The following is a 16,136-nucleotide window of genomic DNA, read 5'->3' on the forward strand; positions in this document are numbered from 1 at the left end:
CCGGAACCCCATCGACCATTGGGACAAGCGGGGCGATCATGTTTGCGAAGACCAAACCAGCTGCACGCCGTATTGACAAACAGAGCCTTGTGTCTCTGCCCAGCGCCTTCGGTCGCCGTTTTCTGATCACGATCGATACCGAAGAGGAATTTGACTGGGACGGTCCGTTCGAACGAACGGGGCACACCACCGTGTCGGTCGGCAAATTGCAGCGGTTCCAGACCTTCGCTCAAAAATATGGCATTCAACCGGTCTATTTTGTCGATTATTCGATCGTGGAAAATGACGAGGCCGCCGAATTTCTAAGGACGGTCGTTGCCGACGGCAGCGCGACGATCGGCGTACATCTGCATCCCTGGGTCAATCCGCCCTTTGAAGAAGAAACGAGTCGTTTCAACAGTTTTGCCGGGAATCTTCCGAAAGAACTGGAGCGTGCGAAAATTATCGCCTTGCGCGATGCCATCGCCGCGAAAACCGGTCAGCAGCCAACCATATACCGTGCGGGCCGTTATGGGGTTGGGCCGAATACAATCGCGATATTGCGGGAGCTGGGCTTTACCATCGACAGCAGTGTGCGATCGCGATTCAACTATAGCGCGGAAGGCGGACCGGATTTCGATCATATCGGCTCCGAACCATTCTGGCTCACCGCGGAACAGGATTTGCTCGAAATGCCGCTGACCACGGTGTTTTCGGGCATGTTCCGCAAACAGGGGGCGCTGTTGCTGCCTATTTTCAATCGCTTCAGCTGGGGCAATGCCGTCCTGTCCCGCACCAAGATGCTCGAACGGATCCCGCTGACTCCTGAGGGGATTTCGGCGCGCGAAGCCAAAGAGGCGATTGATGTCGCGCTGGATGACCAATTGCGGATGTTGGTTTTTTCCTTCCATTCGCCGTCTCTGTCCGCCGGTCATACGCCCTATGTCCGCACCAGCGACGATCTCGACCGGTTTTACGACTGGTGGCGCGAGATTATCGAGCATCTCATCGCCAGCAATGTTACCCCGCTGACGGTTCCGGAATTGGAGCGTGCGACCGGTCTTGGCACAGCCTGATCCGGGGCACCGGCACAGCACCATTTCTCAGGCTGGGCCACCGGCCAAATCCTGCTTGCCAAATCGCGACCGACTCCGCTATCGGGGGCGATCTCGGAAAGGCTGGAATAGTGGAATATTCCGGATTCTGGGGCCTGTAGCTCAGTTGGTTAGAGCTGGCCGCTCATAACGGCTAGGTCGGGGGTTCGAGTCCCTCCGGGCCCACCAGCCTTCTTGCAAGGCGCATCCTTCGCCATAAGCCGCGCAATCACTGCGCTGGACACCGTACCAACCGTAAAAATAAATCCGAATTTGCAGCCACGCCAGAAAACACGTAAAAAGCCGTTGCTTTTCCCCAAAGCCCGGCTTAGGGGAAGCGCGCGTCGGGGAGTGGCGCAGCCTGGTAGCGCACCTGTTTTGGGTACAGGGGGTCGCAGGTTCAAATCCTGTCTCCCCGACCATTTTTTCTAGATGGTCCAGATCATCATGTTACCAGCCCGTTGCGCCCGGGCTGGTAAACAAAAAAATTTTAATTCCTGATCCTATGCATAGCGGCTGATCGCGAGACAACTGAAGCTCGTCCGAGGCTGTACTGGTAGCTTAGCGCCCGGATGCCGCGCGTTTGAGTTCGATCAATGCGGGATCTGACAGGGACGGATCTGGCTTTGGTGAAGCCTCCTTCATCCGCCGGTCCTCGGCATTTTCGACGCGGTTGCGGCCGATCGACTTGGCCTGATACAGGGCGGCATCGGCCCGGGCGAATAACTGCTGATAGGTTTCACCTTCGCGCGCGGTGGCGACGCCAAAACTTGCGGTCAGACGGATATCGTTGCTCAGACCCGCATGTTCGAGACGGGTGAACGCATGCCTGATCCGCTCGGCCAGTCGCTCCGCCGGTTCAGTTGGGCAATTCCAGACCGCGATACAAAATTCCTCTCCACCGATCCGGGCCCCGATGTCGCAATCGCGCACCATTTTCGTGATGAGTTTGCCGAAGCCTGAAATCGCCTGATCGCCCGCCTGGTGCCCCCAGATGTCATTGACCTGCTTGAAGTGGTCAATATCGGCCACCACTAGGCTGAGCGGACGGTTTTCCATCTGCGCACGGGGGAGAAGGCCCTGCATGGATTGCTCAAACGCCCCCCGGTTGAGCAACCCGGTCAAACTGTCCCGCTCACCCGCTTCACGCAGCGCCTTGGTCCATTCGGCGATGGTCGCTCCGATCAGAACCATCGCCGTGGTCACGCCCTTCACCCCGAGCACCAGCCCGATCAGCGAATAATAGATCGAGATCCCGATATACTTCTGCAGGGATGGACCGTTCGAACATCAGGGTCAGGGTTGGTCGGACAAGGAAATCGGCGGCCTGGATGGCCAGGATGGCGATGATGGCAATATCGATCGTCGAGCGGCGGCGCGCGGTCAGGAGCATGGTTGCCCCCATCGCGAACATCACCCCATAACCGATATTCACAATGACCAGGCGCGGTCCGACATCATTGGAAAAGCTCACCGTCAATCCCAGAACCAGCGCGCTGATCGCGTAGACGATTGCAAAGCTGCCCAGATGAAGCCGTTGCCCAGCGCGTTCGCAGACCGATGCTATCAGCACGGTTGTGCCGAGCGTGTAGAAAACCTGTGTGGTATGAAAGAGATAAAAGGCGTCGGCGGGCAGGAAATGGGTAATCAGAAATCCCACGGCAGACAGGGCATAGGCAATGCCAAAGCCGAGCACATGGCGCTTCATCAGTCCGGCCCGCCACAGCATCACGAAGGTTGCTGCAAAAAACAGCGCCATAAGCGGTGTTACCAGTCCAAGAATCTGCGTCTGCATGTAGTCTTACCGCTCCCCAACCAGCGGGTTAGGTCAATATGATTAAGAGGGTCTTAAGGAATCGCCTCTCGGTGCGCTCTGAATCGCGAAAAAAACGCTCTGCCATCGTCCGTTTTCTGGATATCTTGTGGGTCGGGCCAATGCCCGCTACAGGCCCAAAAACCACCGTTGCAATAGACACCACTCGTCGCAGGACGAGAGTTCAGTTTCAAAAGCGTTTCCGAATCAGGCGCTGAACGTCCTCAGATTGCCCGATTAGCCGCTTTTGCGCCGCAAGCTGGCGCGCAATCCGCTGTCGCAACTGATCCCATTGCGGCGTTTGAATGACCGGTTTGAGGAAGGGGGACGCTGTGATCGCATCTGCATCTCTCCATCCCAAATCGACCGCGTGGGACAGATATTGCAATGCCGTGCCCGTGTCCCCATCCGCTGCATAAAGTTCAGCCAGTCTGACGCGAAGCTCAGGCCAGCTGTCGCCCTGACGCATAGTCTCTTCAGAATCGGCAATTAATTCCGCGTCTTGGTCGGTGCGTCCCTCCAGACGGTTGAGCGCGGCAAGATCGTAGCGCGCTTCGCCCTTGGCTTTTTCCAATAGCGATCGCGCGCCGACGCGGTCCCCCTCCATCAGCAAGGCGCGGCCCAGCAATCGCAAAAGCCGTGGAGAGGAATCCGGATCGCCGCCATTTTCAGCAATATATTTGCGGGCGTCCACGGGTTTTTGCTGCCGCAAAAAGGCTTCGGCAAACTCGCCAACGACCACCGATTCTTCCGGGTTAAGCAATTTGGCCCGCGCCCGCCACCGCGCCATGGCAGGATCGTCGATCAGGTCCAGTGCCTTGCCGATCTGAATTTCGGCGTAGCGGGACGGATTGTCCGATTCGAAGGCTCGGGCCTCGAGCAATAGTGCTTCATATAGCTGCCCGCGAACCGATTGCAGATAAGCGGCGCTCGAAAGCGCGGAGGCATCGCCGGGATCCAGTTCATAGGCCCGCTGATAGGCGGCGAGGGCTTCCTCGATGCGGCCCTGAGCATCCAGTGCATAGCCAAGCGCGTGCCAGCCGCTGCCGATCGTGTCGTTTTCTTCCAGGACCTCGCGAGCCAGTTTTTCGGCTTCCGAAACGTCAGTGGATTGGTACCGGAATTTCGTCGCTCGGGTGGAAAGGGCAAAACTCAAGCTAATCCGGGCGTTCTGGTTCTTGGGTTCGAGACCAATGGCCTGGCGCAACATGGCGATGGCCCGGTTTGTTTCCTCCGCTTGTTGCACCTTCAGCTGATCCCGCGCACGCTGGATCAGACGGCTGGCACTCGAGCTTTCCGATGGTGTCGCGAGAGATTTCTGTTCTTCCATACCGGAATAGATAAAGACCGCTGTTCCAGTGGCCGCCATCACCATCAATACCGCCAGGACCAGCTCGATCGGACGGCTAGTAACGCTGCCAAGGCCGCGTCGAGGCTTGCCGATCCCGGCGTCGCGCTCCAGCGGGACGGCGATGGCATATCCCGCGCCGCGCAGCGTCCGGATATAGCGCGGTTTCCTGGGGTCATCGGCCAATGCCTTGCGCAAAAGAGTGATGCGCTGCGCAATGGTTTCGCCGCTGACATGGGTTGTTTTCCAAACATCCTGAATGAGCATTTCCGGATTGACCGGGGAGGGCGCCTTTTCTATCAGCAGTGCCAAGACATCAAAGCTCAACTCCGGCAACCGGATAGTTGCATTACCCCGCTTCACCGACCGCAGACGCAGGTCGATGACAAGATCATCAAGGCGGATTTCATGAGTCATCAGTGATCGACTATCACCCCTTTTCAGCGCTTTGAAGGCTGGTTTCAGAAATGTTCACCTATCTTCAAATGACCTGAGATGCGTTCGGTAGCAAGACAATTTCCAAGAGCAATCCCATTGTCCGACAAAGGAAATGAATCATGAGAAGACGAGCGCGTTTTTTAGCCATTGCCACCGTTGCCCTGAGCGTGATGGTGCAATCCGCCCATGCCGAGCCGCGATTAGACTGGACCGCGGCCGACAGTGAAGAGCTCACGAAAAAAATAACGGCGGGAGAATATGGCACGGTCACGAGCTTGATGATTGTTGCGGATGACCAAGTGGTTTTTGAAAATTATTTCAACGGCGCGGCGGCGGAAACGCTGCACAACACAAGATCGGTGACGAAGACGGTCACCGGGATGGCTGTTGGCCGGGCAATTGCTGACAAGAAGCTGACACTGGATACGCGGGTCGCGCCATATTTTTCCGATATCGCACCGTTTCAAAACCCGGATCCGCGCAAGTTGGCCATCACGGTTGAGGACCTTCTGACCATGTCCGGCCCGCTCGAATGCGATGACTGGAACCAGTATTCCCGCGGCAATGAAGAACGCATGTATCTCGTCGAGAACTGGTCCAAATTCTTTCTCGATTTGCCAATCCGCGATTACCCGTCCTGGGCGCAGAAGCCGTCTGATACGCCCTATGGGCGGGCGTTTGCATATTGCACCGCCGGCGTGCAGCTGCTTGGACAAGTGGTCGAACGGGCCACTGGGATATCCTTTTCCCAATATGTCGAAGATCAGATTTTCAAGCCCATCGGCCTGACGCGGTTTGAATGGCCGCGAACGGGGGCGGGGCAGTTGCACATGGGGGGCGGACTCAAGCTCACAACCGCTGGTCTTGCAAAGCTGGCGCGATTGCAGCTATCCAATGGCGCGGTGGCGGAGCGGATGATCTTGTCACCGGAATGGATTGCGGCATCATCAAAGCCCCATGCTGCTCTGCCCAATGATAGCGGGCAAACCTATGGCTATTTATGGTGGCTGCGGCCCTATAAGGTAGGCAACACAAGTTTTCGCAGCATGTATATGAGTGGGAATGGCGGGAATCGGGTCTATGTTCTGCCGGACTTCGGCGTTAGCCTTGTCCTGACAAAAACCGATTTCAATATGCGAAGTGCGCATCAAAAATCAGAGCAATTGTTGGATGTCGAAATTGTGGAGCGATTGCGGCTGTAGATTATCGGGCAATCCAAATCATGACAGTCACAGGTCGCCCTTGCTGATGCTCGTGCTTCGCAGCAAAACGGAGGGAAGTTGGTCATAACGCGGTTTGGGCAAACAGATTTTCCTTTGTTCGGGCATCGTCAGTGACACCCGCCTTGTTTGTGGCTGCATTCCCTCCTATCCCGGCTTGTCGCAGGAATTCAGGGGGAATCATGGCCGAGATGCAAGCCTTGCCGCGCACCGTCGGCTTTTGGGGTGCCGCGCTTTTTCCGGTCAATGGGATGATCGGGGCCGGGATTTTCGCGCTGCCGGCCATCATGGTTGCAGCGGTGGGCAATTTTGCGCCCTGGATGATGCTGTTTGGCGCGCTGCTGATTCTGCCGCTGACCTTTGTGTTCGCGCAGCTGGCAACCCGCTTTGACCGTCATGGCGGCCCGGTTCTCTATGCCCACGCCGCCTTCGGGCCGTTTGCCGGTTTTCAGTCCGGATGGACGCGCTATTCTTCGGGCGTGGTGGCGGTGGCCGCCAATACCCAGGTAGCGGTCGCTTATCTCGCGGTGCTGTTTCCGGTGCTCGAGGATCCCGTTTTGCGGGCCAGCGCGGTTATCGGCTTCATCATCTTCACCACCGGGGTCAATCTGGTCGGTATGCGCACGTCGGTGGGCACGCTTGGCGTCATGACGGCTGTCAAGATCCTGCCGCTGGTCGCACTGATTATCATCGGCCTGCTGACCCGTGATCCGGCGGTCGGCCTCAGTCTGCCGGCCTTTACCGAATTTGAAAGCGTCGTGCTGTTGACATTTTACGCCTATATGGCGTTCGAGAACGGCACGTTTCCAGCCGGAGAATTGCGGGATCCCAAGCGAACCATTCCCCTGGCGCTGATCACCACATTGGCGGCCGTGGCCCTGTTCTACATGCTGGTCATCTGGGCCTATCTCGCCATTGCGCCGCAAGTCAGCGGGGACGAAAGCGCGTTGGCCGCGGCGGCTGGCGATCTGATGGGCCAGGCGGGCGTCATTGCAATCTCGCTCGCGGCGGCCTTCTCGATTGGCGCAAATACGCTAAGCGGCGGCATCGTAACGCCGCGGATGACCTTTGGCATGGCCGAGCAGGGCACGCTGCCCCGCGCCTTTGCGCATGTCTCGCAGCGGTTTCAGACGCCGGATGTCTCGATCCTCTTCTATGGCGCGGCTGCCATCCTGTTCAGCCTGTGGGCCGGTTTTGCCACGCTCGCGGTCGCAAGCACGCTGTCCAGGCTGGTCATGTATCTGCTGTCGGCGCTGGCTTTGCCGGTTTTGCAGGGCAGGGAGGCGCAGAAAACGATCTGGTGGCATCTGCCTATGGCCCTGCTGGCGGTTGCTTCGACGCTTTGGGTGGCCAGCCAGGCCAGTGCCGAAGCGTATAAAATGCTCGGCCTCATCCTGGCGGTTGGCACCGGGCTGTATTTTTTCGCAGCGCGGGGCGAGCTGGTTAAGCCTGCTGCCTGAATGTGGAAAGACCGTTCAGGTTGGTGAGATCCCTCGTCGCACCCCGCATTATTGCGCTGATCGGGCTTTCCTACACCCCGCGCCAACGCTTATGATTGCGCCGGCTCTTTGACATCGGGAATAGCGCGGGATGGGGTGATCTGGAGAACCCGCAGGCACTCTTGACTGATCGCACCGATTGGAAGGTCACACTAGAAACCCGGATTGGGTAAAAGATTTCAATCTATACAGTGACATAGAGACAGGATGCCGAAAAAGAAGACAGCTCCTGCGTGTGAACTCTTCAGAGTATAGCGACCGATAGCGTACCGAAACCGGTCATGTGTTCGGGATCTTATCCAATTGCGCGGTCGCCCAGCTTTTGAGATCGGCAACCATATTGCGTTCGGAACAGGCCACATTGGCAAAAGCCGCTTCCAATATCGCGGCGAGGAATTGGCGGAGGTCGATCAGGGCATAGGGCGAGCGGAAACTATCGATACCATCGGTAGAAAGTATCTGCTGTAAATCATTAAAAGATAACAATTTAACATATTGGTTCCAGTCATCTTCATGTTTCAGCAGCATCAAATTGGACAATTCCACGATCAGAAAACAGCGGAACTTCCCGGGATCATCAACCGCCTGCTGGCCTTCCGCGACGCTGGCCACCGCCGAGATCAGCATATCTTCGAATTTGACGATTTCATTGATCGACCGGTCGGGGGTCGAACCGATTTCGAGATAGTCGAGGGCGAGGGCGATGAGAAAAAGCTCGCGCCAGCCATAGGCGGCGACATGGCCTTTTCCGGTATTCATGCCCGACGGGAAGCCGAGCCGCTGAAAATGCTGCAACCGGCCCCGAAAAGCAACCTTCTTGTCTTTTCTAACCTTATGTTTTTCTGCGAGAATTCTCAAAATATCGCGATGTGAAAATTCCATGATATTTCCTGCACAATAAGGCTGTTGTCCGGGCCGAAAATCCGAGCAAGAGCGCGGTTCAAAACGCATAACAGCATGGTTCTTGTTTGGTGCTGTTCTTGTTCCGGTTAGGCAGGTCTGCGGTTCGCGGCAAGCAAGGTTGCCACCAAAATGGAGGAGCTTGCGGTTCACCTCGCACAAGCTGGCCATTGTGCCGAGGCAATAGCGCGGTTTTGCAATAAGAAGCTTGCTGTTCCGTGGCTTTTGGACGGAAATCCTAACGGAATATGACCGGGCAGCGACCCGGGTAACGCTTTATCAGCAGAGATTAACGGATTCTTGTCGCCATCAGGGCCTGGTAAGTTTCTGTTAACCGGGGGACAAAGCCTAGCCGACCGTGGCCATGCGCCGACGATCGAGCCGTTCCATCATGCTTTTGATCACCGCGGGGTGGAAGGTATAGTCGATCTGGCAGCCATATTCGTCTTCCTTTTTCCACAGCAGATTGGCGGTAAGGATGTTCATGCCGGGAATCTTCAGCATCAGCGCGATGTCCGGATTGAGCTGGGCGGAACACTGGATCTTGATGATTGTGTCCGAAATGGTCGTGACGATACAGGCAATATTACCGCTATTGGCCTGTTTGACTTGTGCGTCGATTTGCAATGCATCCCCGTAGATCATCCGTCGCCTCCAAACTCATATGATGCGGCCGCTCGATAAAACGGCTGCGCTGGTCCTGCCCAGTCTGATAGCAAAACGCTCCTAAACGGGGATAGCGGGATTTGGTTAACGGCTGCAGCCGAATATTAACGATCAGGCGCGTCGGCAACGGGGCGGGGGCCACCGGAACCGGGGTCGCAACGCCTTCGCTTTCCAGGTCTTCGGCAATTTCCGCTTCCAGGATGCTGGCGGCTTCGTCGGCGGCACTTTCCAGCGACTGCGCGTCGCCTTCCAGTTGCTTCTCGATGGCGGCCACGGCTTCGTCACCCTGGTCCTCGATCGGCGTTTCGGAACAAGCGGTGATCACCAGGGCAAGGCCCAAAAGGCTGGTCGCAGCGCGCATCGATCAGGGCTTGGGCGGCATGGTGAAATCGGCATCGCTATTGGCGATAATCGCCAGAACCGTGGTCCAGGCGGCGACATTCTGGCGCATCTGCTTGGGGTCGATCTTGTCGAGCGTGTCGTCGGGCGTGTGGTGCAAGTCAAAATAGCGGGAGCCATCCTGATTGAGGTCAATCACCGCAAGATTGCTCGCGGCGATGATCGGACGGATATCGGCACCGCCGCCCGCCTTGGTCTGGCCCCGGCCAATGCCCAGCGGGAGCAAGGCTGCGGCAAGCTGATCTTCCACCGGCTTCGCGCCGACCGGCAGATTGAACTTCACGCGCCAGACATTGTCCGCGCCAAAGTCGGATTCCATCGCAATGGCATGCTTGTCCCCCTTGCGGGTCTCGGCATAGGCCTTGCCGCCCCAGATGCCGACTTCCTCGGCGCCGGCCCAGAATATCCGGATGGTCCGCAGCGGTTGACCATGATCCATGATCTGTTTGGCCGCCGCCGTAACAATCCCGCACCCTGCGGCGTCGTCAAAGGCGCCCGGTGAGAGATCCCAGCTGTCGAGGTGACAGGCGATCAGGATCATAGCCCTGGATGGGTCCCGGCCCGGCACTTCGGCGATGACATTGCCGGATTCCTGTTGCCCGATATCTTGCGGGGTGAGGGTGAGTTTCAAGGTGACTTTCTGGTTGGACTTGGCCGCCAGCTTCACCATCCGCTCGAGATTGTCTGCATCGGGCAGGGACAAGGCCCCCGCCGGGATCGGCTTGAAGCCATCGGGAAAGCCCGTATTACCGGTATGCGGGTTGCGATGATAGTCGGTGCCGACCGATTTGATGACATAAGCCGCCGCACCCTTTTTCGAGGCCACGGCCGGTCCGACCCAACGCACGGGGCCAAAGGCGCCATAGCCGGAGCCATCCTGCGAGCGGTGCATATTGTGGGTCACAAAAGCGATCTTGCCGGTCAGGCTGCCATCCGGAACCGCCTGCATCGCCGCCAGGGAATCGAAAAAGACCACTTCCGCTTCAAGGCCGGCTTCGCCGGTACTGGCGCTGTTGCCGAGGGCGGTTACCTTGAGCTCTTGCGGATAGGGGCCGGTCACAAAGGCGGTCTCCGCCCCGCGAGATCCAGGTTGGCATCATGAACGGTTCGTTGCGCACCTTGCTGAAGCCGAGCGCCTTGAGTTTCTTGACCGACCAGACGCGGGCCCGGGCTTCGGCTTCGGTGCCGGCCTGGCGCGGTCCGACCTCGGTCGTCAGGCCTTCGGTGATCTCATAAGCCAGCGTGTCTTTCAGCGCCTTGGCTTGCATCGCAGCAGGATCATGGGATTCCGCCAGGGCAACAGAGGAAAAGAGCAGCGCGGACGCGCCAGCGAGCAGGGTGATCGTGGTTCTCATAGGCTCCTGCCTAACTTGCCTTTTGGCGTTTGCCAATGCTCTCTTGCGACCCCGCCGCGCTTTGGCTAGAGAGCCGGTCAAACAAATCCCAATATCCGCGCCCGTCAGCGATATCGCAATCTGCCTGTTGAAGGCAGTGCCCGGTAAGCCAGGGGGCAGCGGATTGAACGTGAAAGTGAACATTATGGCTGTCCAATATAGTTACGTCATGAAAGGGCTGACCAAGACCTTTCCCGGTGCGCCAAAGCCGGTGCTCGACAATATCCACCTGCAATTTCTGCCCGGTACGAAAATCGCGATCATCGGTAAAAATGGCGCGGGTAAGTCGACCCTGATGAAAATCATGGCCGGACAGGACCAGGAATTCCAGGGCGAAGCCTGGGCTGGTGAAGGCATCCGGGTCGGTTATCTCGCGCAGGAACCGGAACTGGACGAAAGCAAGACGGTCAAGGAAAATGTCATGGACGGCGTGCGTCCGGTCGCCGATCTGGTCGAGCGGTTCAATGAAATCTCGACGCTGATGGGCGATCCGCCGGAAGATGCCGATTTCGATGCCTTGATGGAAGAAATGGGCACATTGCAGGAAAAAATCGACGCGGTCGATGGCTGGACGCTGGACAACCAGCTCGAAATCGCAATGGAAGCGCTGCGCTGTCCGCCCGGAGACAGCCCGGTGACCGATCTGTCCGGCGGTGAGAAGCGCCGGGTGGCCTTGTGCCGTTTGCTGCTCGACAAGCCGGAAATCCTGATGCTTGATGAGCCGACCAACCATCTCGATGCCGAGAGCGTCGCGTGGCTTGAAAAGCATCTGATCGACTATGCCGGCAATGTCATTCTGGTGACCCATGACCGCTATTTCCTCGACAATGTTGTCAACTGGGTCCTCGAAATTGACCGCGGTCGCGGGATTCCGTTCGAGGGCAATTATTCAAACTGGCTGGATGCAAAAGCCAAGCGGATGGAGCAGGAAGAGCGCGAAGACAAAAGCCGCCAGAAAGCGATTGAGAGCGAATTGCAATGGATGCGGCAGTCGCCGAAAGCCCGCCAGACCAAGTCCAAGGCGCGGATCAAGTCGTTTGACGATCTGGTTGCCGCACAGGAAACCCGTCAGGTCGGCAAAGCGCAGATCCTGATCCAGACTCCGGAGCGGCTCGGCTCGAAGGTGATCGAAGCCAAGGGGCTGACCAAGGCCTATGGTGACAAGCTGCTGTTTGAAAATCTCGAATTCTCGCTGCCACCCGGCGGTATTGTCGGCATTATCGGCGCCAACGGGGCTGGTAAAACGACGCTGTTCCGGATCATCACCGGACAGGAGACCCCGGATAGCGGGTCGCTGGAACTCGGCGAGACCGTCAAGCTCGGCTATGTAGACCAGAGCCGCGACACGCTCGATGCATCGAAAAATATCTGGGAAGAAATTTCCGGCGGCCATGATTTCTTCACCTTCGGCAAGAATGAAGTGCAAACCCGCGCCTATGTCGGGGCGTTTAACTTCAAGGGCACCGATCAGCAGAAGAAAGTCGGCCAGCTGTCCGGCGGTGAACGCAACCGGGTCCATCTCGCGAAAATGCTGAAAGAAGGCGGCAATGTGTTGCTGCTCGATGAGCCGACCAACGATCTCGATGTCGAAACGTTGCGGGCGCTGGAAGACGCGCTCGAGACCTTTGCCGGCTGTGCCGTGGTCATCTCCCATGACCGCTTCTTCCTTGACCGTCTGGCGACCCATATTCTGGCGTTTGAGGGCGACAGCCATGTCGAATGGTTTGAAGGCAATTTTGAGGCCTATGAAGAGGACAAGCGGCGGAGACTGGGTGATGCTGCGGATCGGCCGACACGAGTGGCGTACAAAAAATTGACGCGGTGAGATTTTCCCGCTGAGGCTGAAAGATTGTACAATCCTTCTCCCTTGAGGGAGAAGGATATGAAGGCTTGCGAGCGAAGCGAGTTAGCCGGAGTTGGATGCGGGTGAACAGCCTTTCGGAGGTAGTAAACCCTCATCCAGCTGCGACTAGGCGATAGATCGCCAAGTCTGCGCATCCCTCTCCCTCGAGGGAGAGGGATATTACCCACCCCTCGCGGTTTTGATTTCCTGGGCAATTATCTCCAGAACGCCGCGAATATTCTCCATCACATCATGGTTCCAGAAGCGGATGATCTGGTACCCGTGGGCTGCGATAATTTGGGTGCGGGCTGAATCCGATTGGCTTGCATTATGCTGGCCGCCATCGAGTTCAATAACCAATTTCAGCTGCCTTGCCGCAAAGTCTGTAATATAGGGACCGATGGGGAATTGCCTGACGAACTTGATGTTCTCCAACCGCCGGTTGCGGATGCGCGACCAGAGTTTGCGTTCGGCGTCGGTCATATTGTGACGAAGTGCGCGCGCTATGGGTGTTAGTCTCTTATCTCCCAATGTGTTCACCTCCGAACCTTCTCCCTTGAGGGAGAAGGATGTGCAGACTTGGCAGCGTGCTGCCTAGTCGGAACTGGATGAGGGTGTAAAAGCTCGAGATTGGCGGCGCCCTCATCCAACGTCGCCTAATCGCTGAAGCGATAAGGCTTTGTATCCTTCTCCCTCAAGGGAGAAGGGGCCGGTGACCGAAACTACCAAGCTTCGACTGGTGCACGTGCCAACAAACTAACCCCCACAATCGCCGCCAGCGCGGCCAGAAACCCGGGGATAATCTCGTAAACCCCGGGACCACCCATAAACGCGGCGTTCCAGCCCAGCGCGATCCACGCAATCACCACCACCGCGCCGGTCACCAGGCCCGCGACCGCTCCCGCGCCCGTCATCCGCTGCCAAGTCAGCGACAGCAGGATCAGCGGCCCGAACGCGGCGCCAAAGCCGGCCCAGGCATTTGATACAAGCCCGAGCACCTGACTGTCCGGATCGCTGGCGATCAGGATGGCGGCAACCGCGACCAGCGCGACAAAAACGCGCCCGGCATTGACGGTTTCCCGCTCGCTGGCCTGTTTGCGCAGGAACAGGCGGTAGAAATCCTCGGTCAGCGAGCTGGACGACACCAGCAGTTGCGAGCTGATCGTGCTCATGATCGCGGCGAGCAGCGCGGCCAGCAGAAAGCCGGTGATCAGCGGGTGAAACAGCGTGTTGGCGAGCAGAATGAAGATGGTTTCGGGGTCTTCGAGTAGCAGTCCGTTTTCCGCGACATGCGCCCGTCCGGCGATTCCGACGCCGATCGCGCCGATCAGCGCTACGCCCATCCAGCTCATCCCGATGGTGCGCGCCGTCTTGACGTCCGCAACCGATCGCACCGCCATGAAGCGCACAATGATATGTGGTTGCCCGAAATAGCCGAGCCCCCAGGCGACAGCCGAAAGAAAGCCGACAACGCTCAATCCTGCCGTCAGGCTCAGGAAATCGGGATCAATGGTGGTAAGGGTTGCCGATAGCGCGCTGGTTCCGCCATCATTCATCAGGACCACTGCCGGCATCAGCACCAGCGCCACCACCATGATGCAGCCCTGGACAAAGTCGGTCAGGCTGACCGCCAGAAATCCGCCAATCATTGTATAGGCGAGAACCACGCCGGCGGTTATCCAGATGCCGAGCATATAGTCGGACATACCCCCAAAAAATGGGACGCCGCCGAACAGGCCAGCAAAGCTGCTTTCAAACAGCTTCCCACCACCCACCAGTCCCGCGGCTGTATAAACCGCAAAGAAGAGGACGATGATCACCGCCGATGTCATCCGCAGCGCCAGCGCCTTGTCGGGGAAACGATTGGCGAGAAACTGCGGGATGGTGAGGGCGTTGCCGAGCCTCTCGGTCTGTTCGCGCAGGCGCGGCGCAACGAAGATCCAGTTGGCCAGCGCGCCGGCGAACAGGCCAATGCCAATCCATGCCTCGACCAGCCCGGTGGCGTAAAGCGCGCCGGGAAGGCCGAGTAGCAGCCAGCCCGACATGTCCGATGCGCCCGCCGAGAGCGCGGCGACCGCGGGATGCAGATTGCGTCCGCCCAGCAGATAGCCCTCGCTGCTGTCGGTCGATTTGCGCCAGGCATAAAGCCCAATGGCGATCATCAGGACAAAATAGAGCGCGAGCGAGATCAAGGTACCGGTTTCCATGCCCGGGTCCATAGGGGGCAGGAGGATGGTTGGCTAGAGCGGCAACGGTGCGCCAAAAGCGGAACCAACTTGCCTGTGTCCTCAAAGCGTATATTATCAAGGCTTGATTGGCGTAATCGGGGCAGTGTTTCATGGCCGTATTTACAGGAATAGCGAAAGACGGCAGCGAAATCCGCTATACTGACGGCAAGCGCTGGCTCTATTTGCTGTCGCTGTTCTTCCCGATGGTGCCGGCGCTCTCGGTCGCCCTTTACTTTACCCCTATTGGCGTGTGGGCCACGCTGTTTCCGGCGCTGTTCATGTTTGGCCTGGTGCCCATCATCGACATGATATTTGGCGAAGATCGCCACAATCCACCCGAAGAAGTGGTGTCCCAGCTCTCTGCTGATCGTCACTATAAATGGCTGGTGCGCGCAGCGGTGCCGACGGTCTGGATCAGTTTCCTGGCGACCGTGGCCCTGGTTGGAACCCAGGATTTGCCTTGGTGGTCCTGGTTCATGCTGGCTTTTGGCGTCGGCACGATCAGCGGCAGCGGCCTCGCCTTTGGTCATGAGCTCGGGCACAAACAGGACCCGACCGATCAGCGCTTCGCCATCTGGAACAATGCCGTCGTCGCCTATACCCATATCCGGCACGAGCATAATGTCGGGCATCATGTCTGGGTTTCGACTCCGGATGATCCGGCCAGCGCGCGCCTAGGCGAGTCGATTTTCCGCTTTGCCTTGCGCGAAATACCCGGTGTGTTCCGGGACGGCGTGCGCAGCGAACGGAAGAAGCTCGAGCAGAAGGGCCGGTCTTTCTGGAGCCTGCATAACGAGATTTTCCAGGGCTGGGCAATCGCGCTGGCGGCGGCGTTGATCATGGGTGCACTGGTGGGGTGGGAAGTCATTCCTTTCATCCTCGTCCACCATGGTTTTGGCTGGTTTCTGCTGTCACAGGCCAATTATGTCGAACATTACGGCCTGCTGCGGCAGAAGCGTGATGACGGTCGCTATGAGCGCTGCCAGCCGCATCACAGCTGGAACACCAATCATATTTTTTCGAACCTGATGACGTTCCATCTGCAGCGCCATTCCGACCACCACGCGCACCCGCTGCGGCCCTATCAGGCGCTGCGCGACCATCCGAATCTGCCGAGCCTGCCGCATGGCTATCCGGGCATGTTCATCATGGCCAACGTCCCACCGCTATTTTTCAAGGTGATGGACCCCAAGGTGCTCGATTGGGCAGGGGGCGATATCGACAAGGTGAATGTGGCACCCTATGCTAGGACGAAACTGGAAAAAAGGTGGAAAAAGCAGGGCGAAAATGTGGAAACGGCTTCCGCCTGACGCCC

The 16,136-nt window shown here is 57.9% G+C and carries 13 protein-coding genes, 2 tRNA genes and 1 pseudogene; 7 read left to right on the forward strand and 9 right to left on the reverse strand.

The features are described from left to right. Positions 1-38 precede the first annotated feature (38 nt). The 3 genes from ACZ1GS_RS08220 (at position 39) to ACZ1GS_RS08230 (ending at position 1,495) form a co-directional block, all read left to right on the forward strand. Positions 39-1,055, forward strand: a complete 1,017-nt coding sequence (locus tag ACZ1GS_RS08220; RefSeq protein ID WP_472697973.1) for a polysaccharide deacetylase family protein — start codon at positions 39-41, stop codon at positions 1,053-1,055. 130 nt (positions 1,056-1,185) lie between these two features. Next, a tRNA-Ile gene (locus tag ACZ1GS_RS08225) sits at positions 1,186-1,262 on the forward strand. A 156-nt stretch (positions 1,263-1,418) separates the two neighbouring features. Further along, positions 1,419-1,495: transfer RNA gene (locus ACZ1GS_RS08230), tRNA-Pro, on the forward strand. Between the two features lie 139 nt (positions 1,496-1,634). On the opposite strand, the gene ACZ1GS_RS08235 is transcribed toward ACZ1GS_RS08230, so the two are convergent. The 3 genes from ACZ1GS_RS08235 to ACZ1GS_RS08245 form a co-directional block, all read right to left on the reverse strand. Beyond that, positions 1,635-2,288, reverse strand: a complete 654-nt coding sequence (locus ACZ1GS_RS08235) for a GGDEF domain-containing protein (RefSeq protein ID WP_472697974.1) — start codon at positions 2,286-2,288, stop codon at positions 1,635-1,637. Next, on the reverse strand, positions 2,218-2,868 hold the full coding sequence (locus ACZ1GS_RS08240) for a hypothetical protein (protein ID WP_472697975.1): 651 nt from the start codon (positions 2,866-2,868) through the stop codon (positions 2,218-2,220). The genes ACZ1GS_RS08235 and ACZ1GS_RS08240 overlap by 71 nt, the downstream gene beginning before the upstream one ends. Positions 2,869-3,076: 208 nt before the next feature. Continuing rightward, positions 3,077-4,651 (reverse strand): winged helix-turn-helix domain-containing protein, encoded by a 1,575-nt coding sequence (locus ACZ1GS_RS08245; RefSeq protein WP_472697976.1) that lies wholly within the window; start codon positions 4,649-4,651, stop codon positions 3,077-3,079. Between the two features lie 140 nt (positions 4,652-4,791). On the opposite strand from ACZ1GS_RS08245, the gene ACZ1GS_RS08250 reads away from it, so the two are divergent. Together ACZ1GS_RS08250 and ACZ1GS_RS08255 are read left to right on the forward strand one after the other, a co-directional pair. Next, entirely contained in the window at positions 4,792-5,874 is a 1,083-nt protein-coding gene (locus tag ACZ1GS_RS08250) for a serine hydrolase domain-containing protein (RefSeq protein ID WP_472697977.1), read from the forward strand. 200 nt (positions 5,875-6,074) lie between these two features. Next, entirely contained in the window at positions 6,075-7,352 is a 1,278-nt protein-coding gene (locus tag ACZ1GS_RS08255; RefSeq protein ID WP_472697978.1) for an APC family permease, read from the forward strand. A 318-nt stretch (positions 7,353-7,670) separates the two neighbouring features. Here ACZ1GS_RS08255 and ACZ1GS_RS08260 read toward each other — a convergent pair whose 3' ends face one another. The 4 genes and pseudogenes from ACZ1GS_RS08260 to ACZ1GS_RS08275 form a co-directional block, all read right to left on the reverse strand. After that, on the reverse strand, positions 7,671-8,273 hold the full coding sequence (locus ACZ1GS_RS08260) for a hypothetical protein (RefSeq protein ID WP_472697979.1): 603 nt from the start codon (positions 8,271-8,273) through the stop codon (positions 7,671-7,673). Positions 8,274-8,639: 366 nt separating this feature from the next. Next, the gene (locus ACZ1GS_RS08265; RefSeq protein WP_472697980.1) at positions 8,640-8,918 is read right to left on the reverse strand and encodes a hypothetical protein; all 279 of its coding nucleotides are present in this window, start codon (positions 8,916-8,918) and stop codon (positions 8,640-8,642) included. Continuing rightward, positions 8,884-9,318, reverse strand: coding sequence for a hypothetical protein (locus ACZ1GS_RS08270; RefSeq protein WP_472697981.1), 435 nt, complete (start codon positions 9,316-9,318; stop codon positions 8,884-8,886). Before ACZ1GS_RS08270 ends, ACZ1GS_RS08265 begins: the two co-directional genes overlap by 35 nt. Before the next feature lie 3 nt (positions 9,319-9,321). Then, positions 9,322-10,711 (reverse strand): annotated as a pseudogene (locus ACZ1GS_RS08275) (M28 family peptidase). A gap of 184 nt (positions 10,712-10,895) precedes the next feature. Here ACZ1GS_RS08275 and ettA point away from each other — a divergent pair. Next, positions 10,896-12,575: an energy-dependent translational throttle protein EttA gene (ettA, locus tag ACZ1GS_RS08280; protein ID WP_472697982.1), complete on the forward strand. Its 1,680-nt coding sequence runs from the start codon at positions 10,896-10,898 to the stop codon at positions 12,573-12,575. 198 nt (positions 12,576-12,773) lie between these two features. Here ettA and ACZ1GS_RS08285 read toward each other — a convergent pair whose 3' ends face one another. Both ACZ1GS_RS08285 and putP read right to left on the reverse strand, forming a co-directional pair. Further along, positions 12,774-13,076 carry an endonuclease domain-containing protein gene (locus ACZ1GS_RS08285; RefSeq protein ID WP_472697983.1) on the reverse strand — a complete coding sequence of 101 codons (303 nt, stop codon included), beginning with the start codon at positions 13,074-13,076 and terminating at the stop codon, positions 12,774-12,776. Positions 13,077-13,315: 239 nt separating this feature from the next. Next, positions 13,316-14,800, reverse strand: a complete 1,485-nt coding sequence (gene putP, locus ACZ1GS_RS08290) for a sodium/proline symporter PutP (protein ID WP_472697984.1) — start codon at positions 14,798-14,800, stop codon at positions 13,316-13,318. 131 nt (positions 14,801-14,931) lie between these two features. On the opposite strand from putP, the gene ACZ1GS_RS08295 reads away from it, so the two are divergent. After that, positions 14,932-16,131, forward strand: a complete 1,200-nt coding sequence (locus ACZ1GS_RS08295) for an alkane 1-monooxygenase (RefSeq protein WP_472697985.1) — start codon at positions 14,932-14,934, stop codon at positions 16,129-16,131. Positions 16,132-16,136: the final 5 nt, after the last annotated feature.

Source organism: Parasphingorhabdus sp. W113 (assembly GCF_055693205.1).

What these genes read in the sequence shown, in the direction of transcription:
- ACZ1GS_RS08240 (WP_472697975.1), bottom strand. Translation starts at nt 2,868, where the DNA reads ATGCAGACGCAGATTCTTGGACTGGTAACACCGCTTATGGCGCTGTTT.
- ACZ1GS_RS08220 (WP_472697973.1), top strand. Translation starts at nt 39, where the DNA reads ATGTTTGCGAAGACCAAACCAGCTGCACGCCGTATTGACAAACAGAGC.
- ACZ1GS_RS08250 (WP_472697977.1), top strand. Translation starts at nt 4,792, where the DNA reads ATGAGAAGACGAGCGCGTTTTTTAGCCATTGCCACCGTTGCCCTGAGC.
- ACZ1GS_RS08295 (WP_472697985.1), top strand. Translation starts at nt 14,932, where the DNA reads ATGGCCGTATTTACAGGAATAGCGAAAGACGGCAGCGAAATCCGCTAT.
- ACZ1GS_RS08285 (WP_472697983.1), bottom strand. Translation starts at nt 13,076, where the DNA reads ATGACCGACGCCGAACGCAAACTCTGGTCGCGCATCCGCAACCGGCGG.
- ACZ1GS_RS08270 (WP_472697981.1), bottom strand. Translation starts at nt 9,318, where the DNA reads ATGCGCGCTGCGACCAGCCTTTTGGGCCTTGCCCTGGTGATCACCGCT.
- ACZ1GS_RS08255 (WP_472697978.1), top strand. Translation starts at nt 6,075, where the DNA reads ATGGCCGAGATGCAAGCCTTGCCGCGCACCGTCGGCTTTTGGGGTGCC.
- putP (WP_472697984.1), bottom strand. Translation starts at nt 14,800, where the DNA reads ATGGAAACCGGTACCTTGATCTCGCTCGCGCTCTATTTTGTCCTGATG.
- ACZ1GS_RS08260 (WP_472697979.1), bottom strand. Translation starts at nt 8,273, where the DNA reads ATGGAATTTTCACATCGCGATATTTTGAGAATTCTCGCAGAAAAACAT.
- ettA (WP_472697982.1), top strand. Translation starts at nt 10,896, where the DNA reads ATGGCTGTCCAATATAGTTACGTCATGAAAGGGCTGACCAAGACCTTT.
- ACZ1GS_RS08245 (WP_472697976.1), bottom strand. Translation starts at nt 4,651, where the DNA reads ATGACTCATGAAATCCGCCTTGATGATCTTGTCATCGACCTGCGTCTG.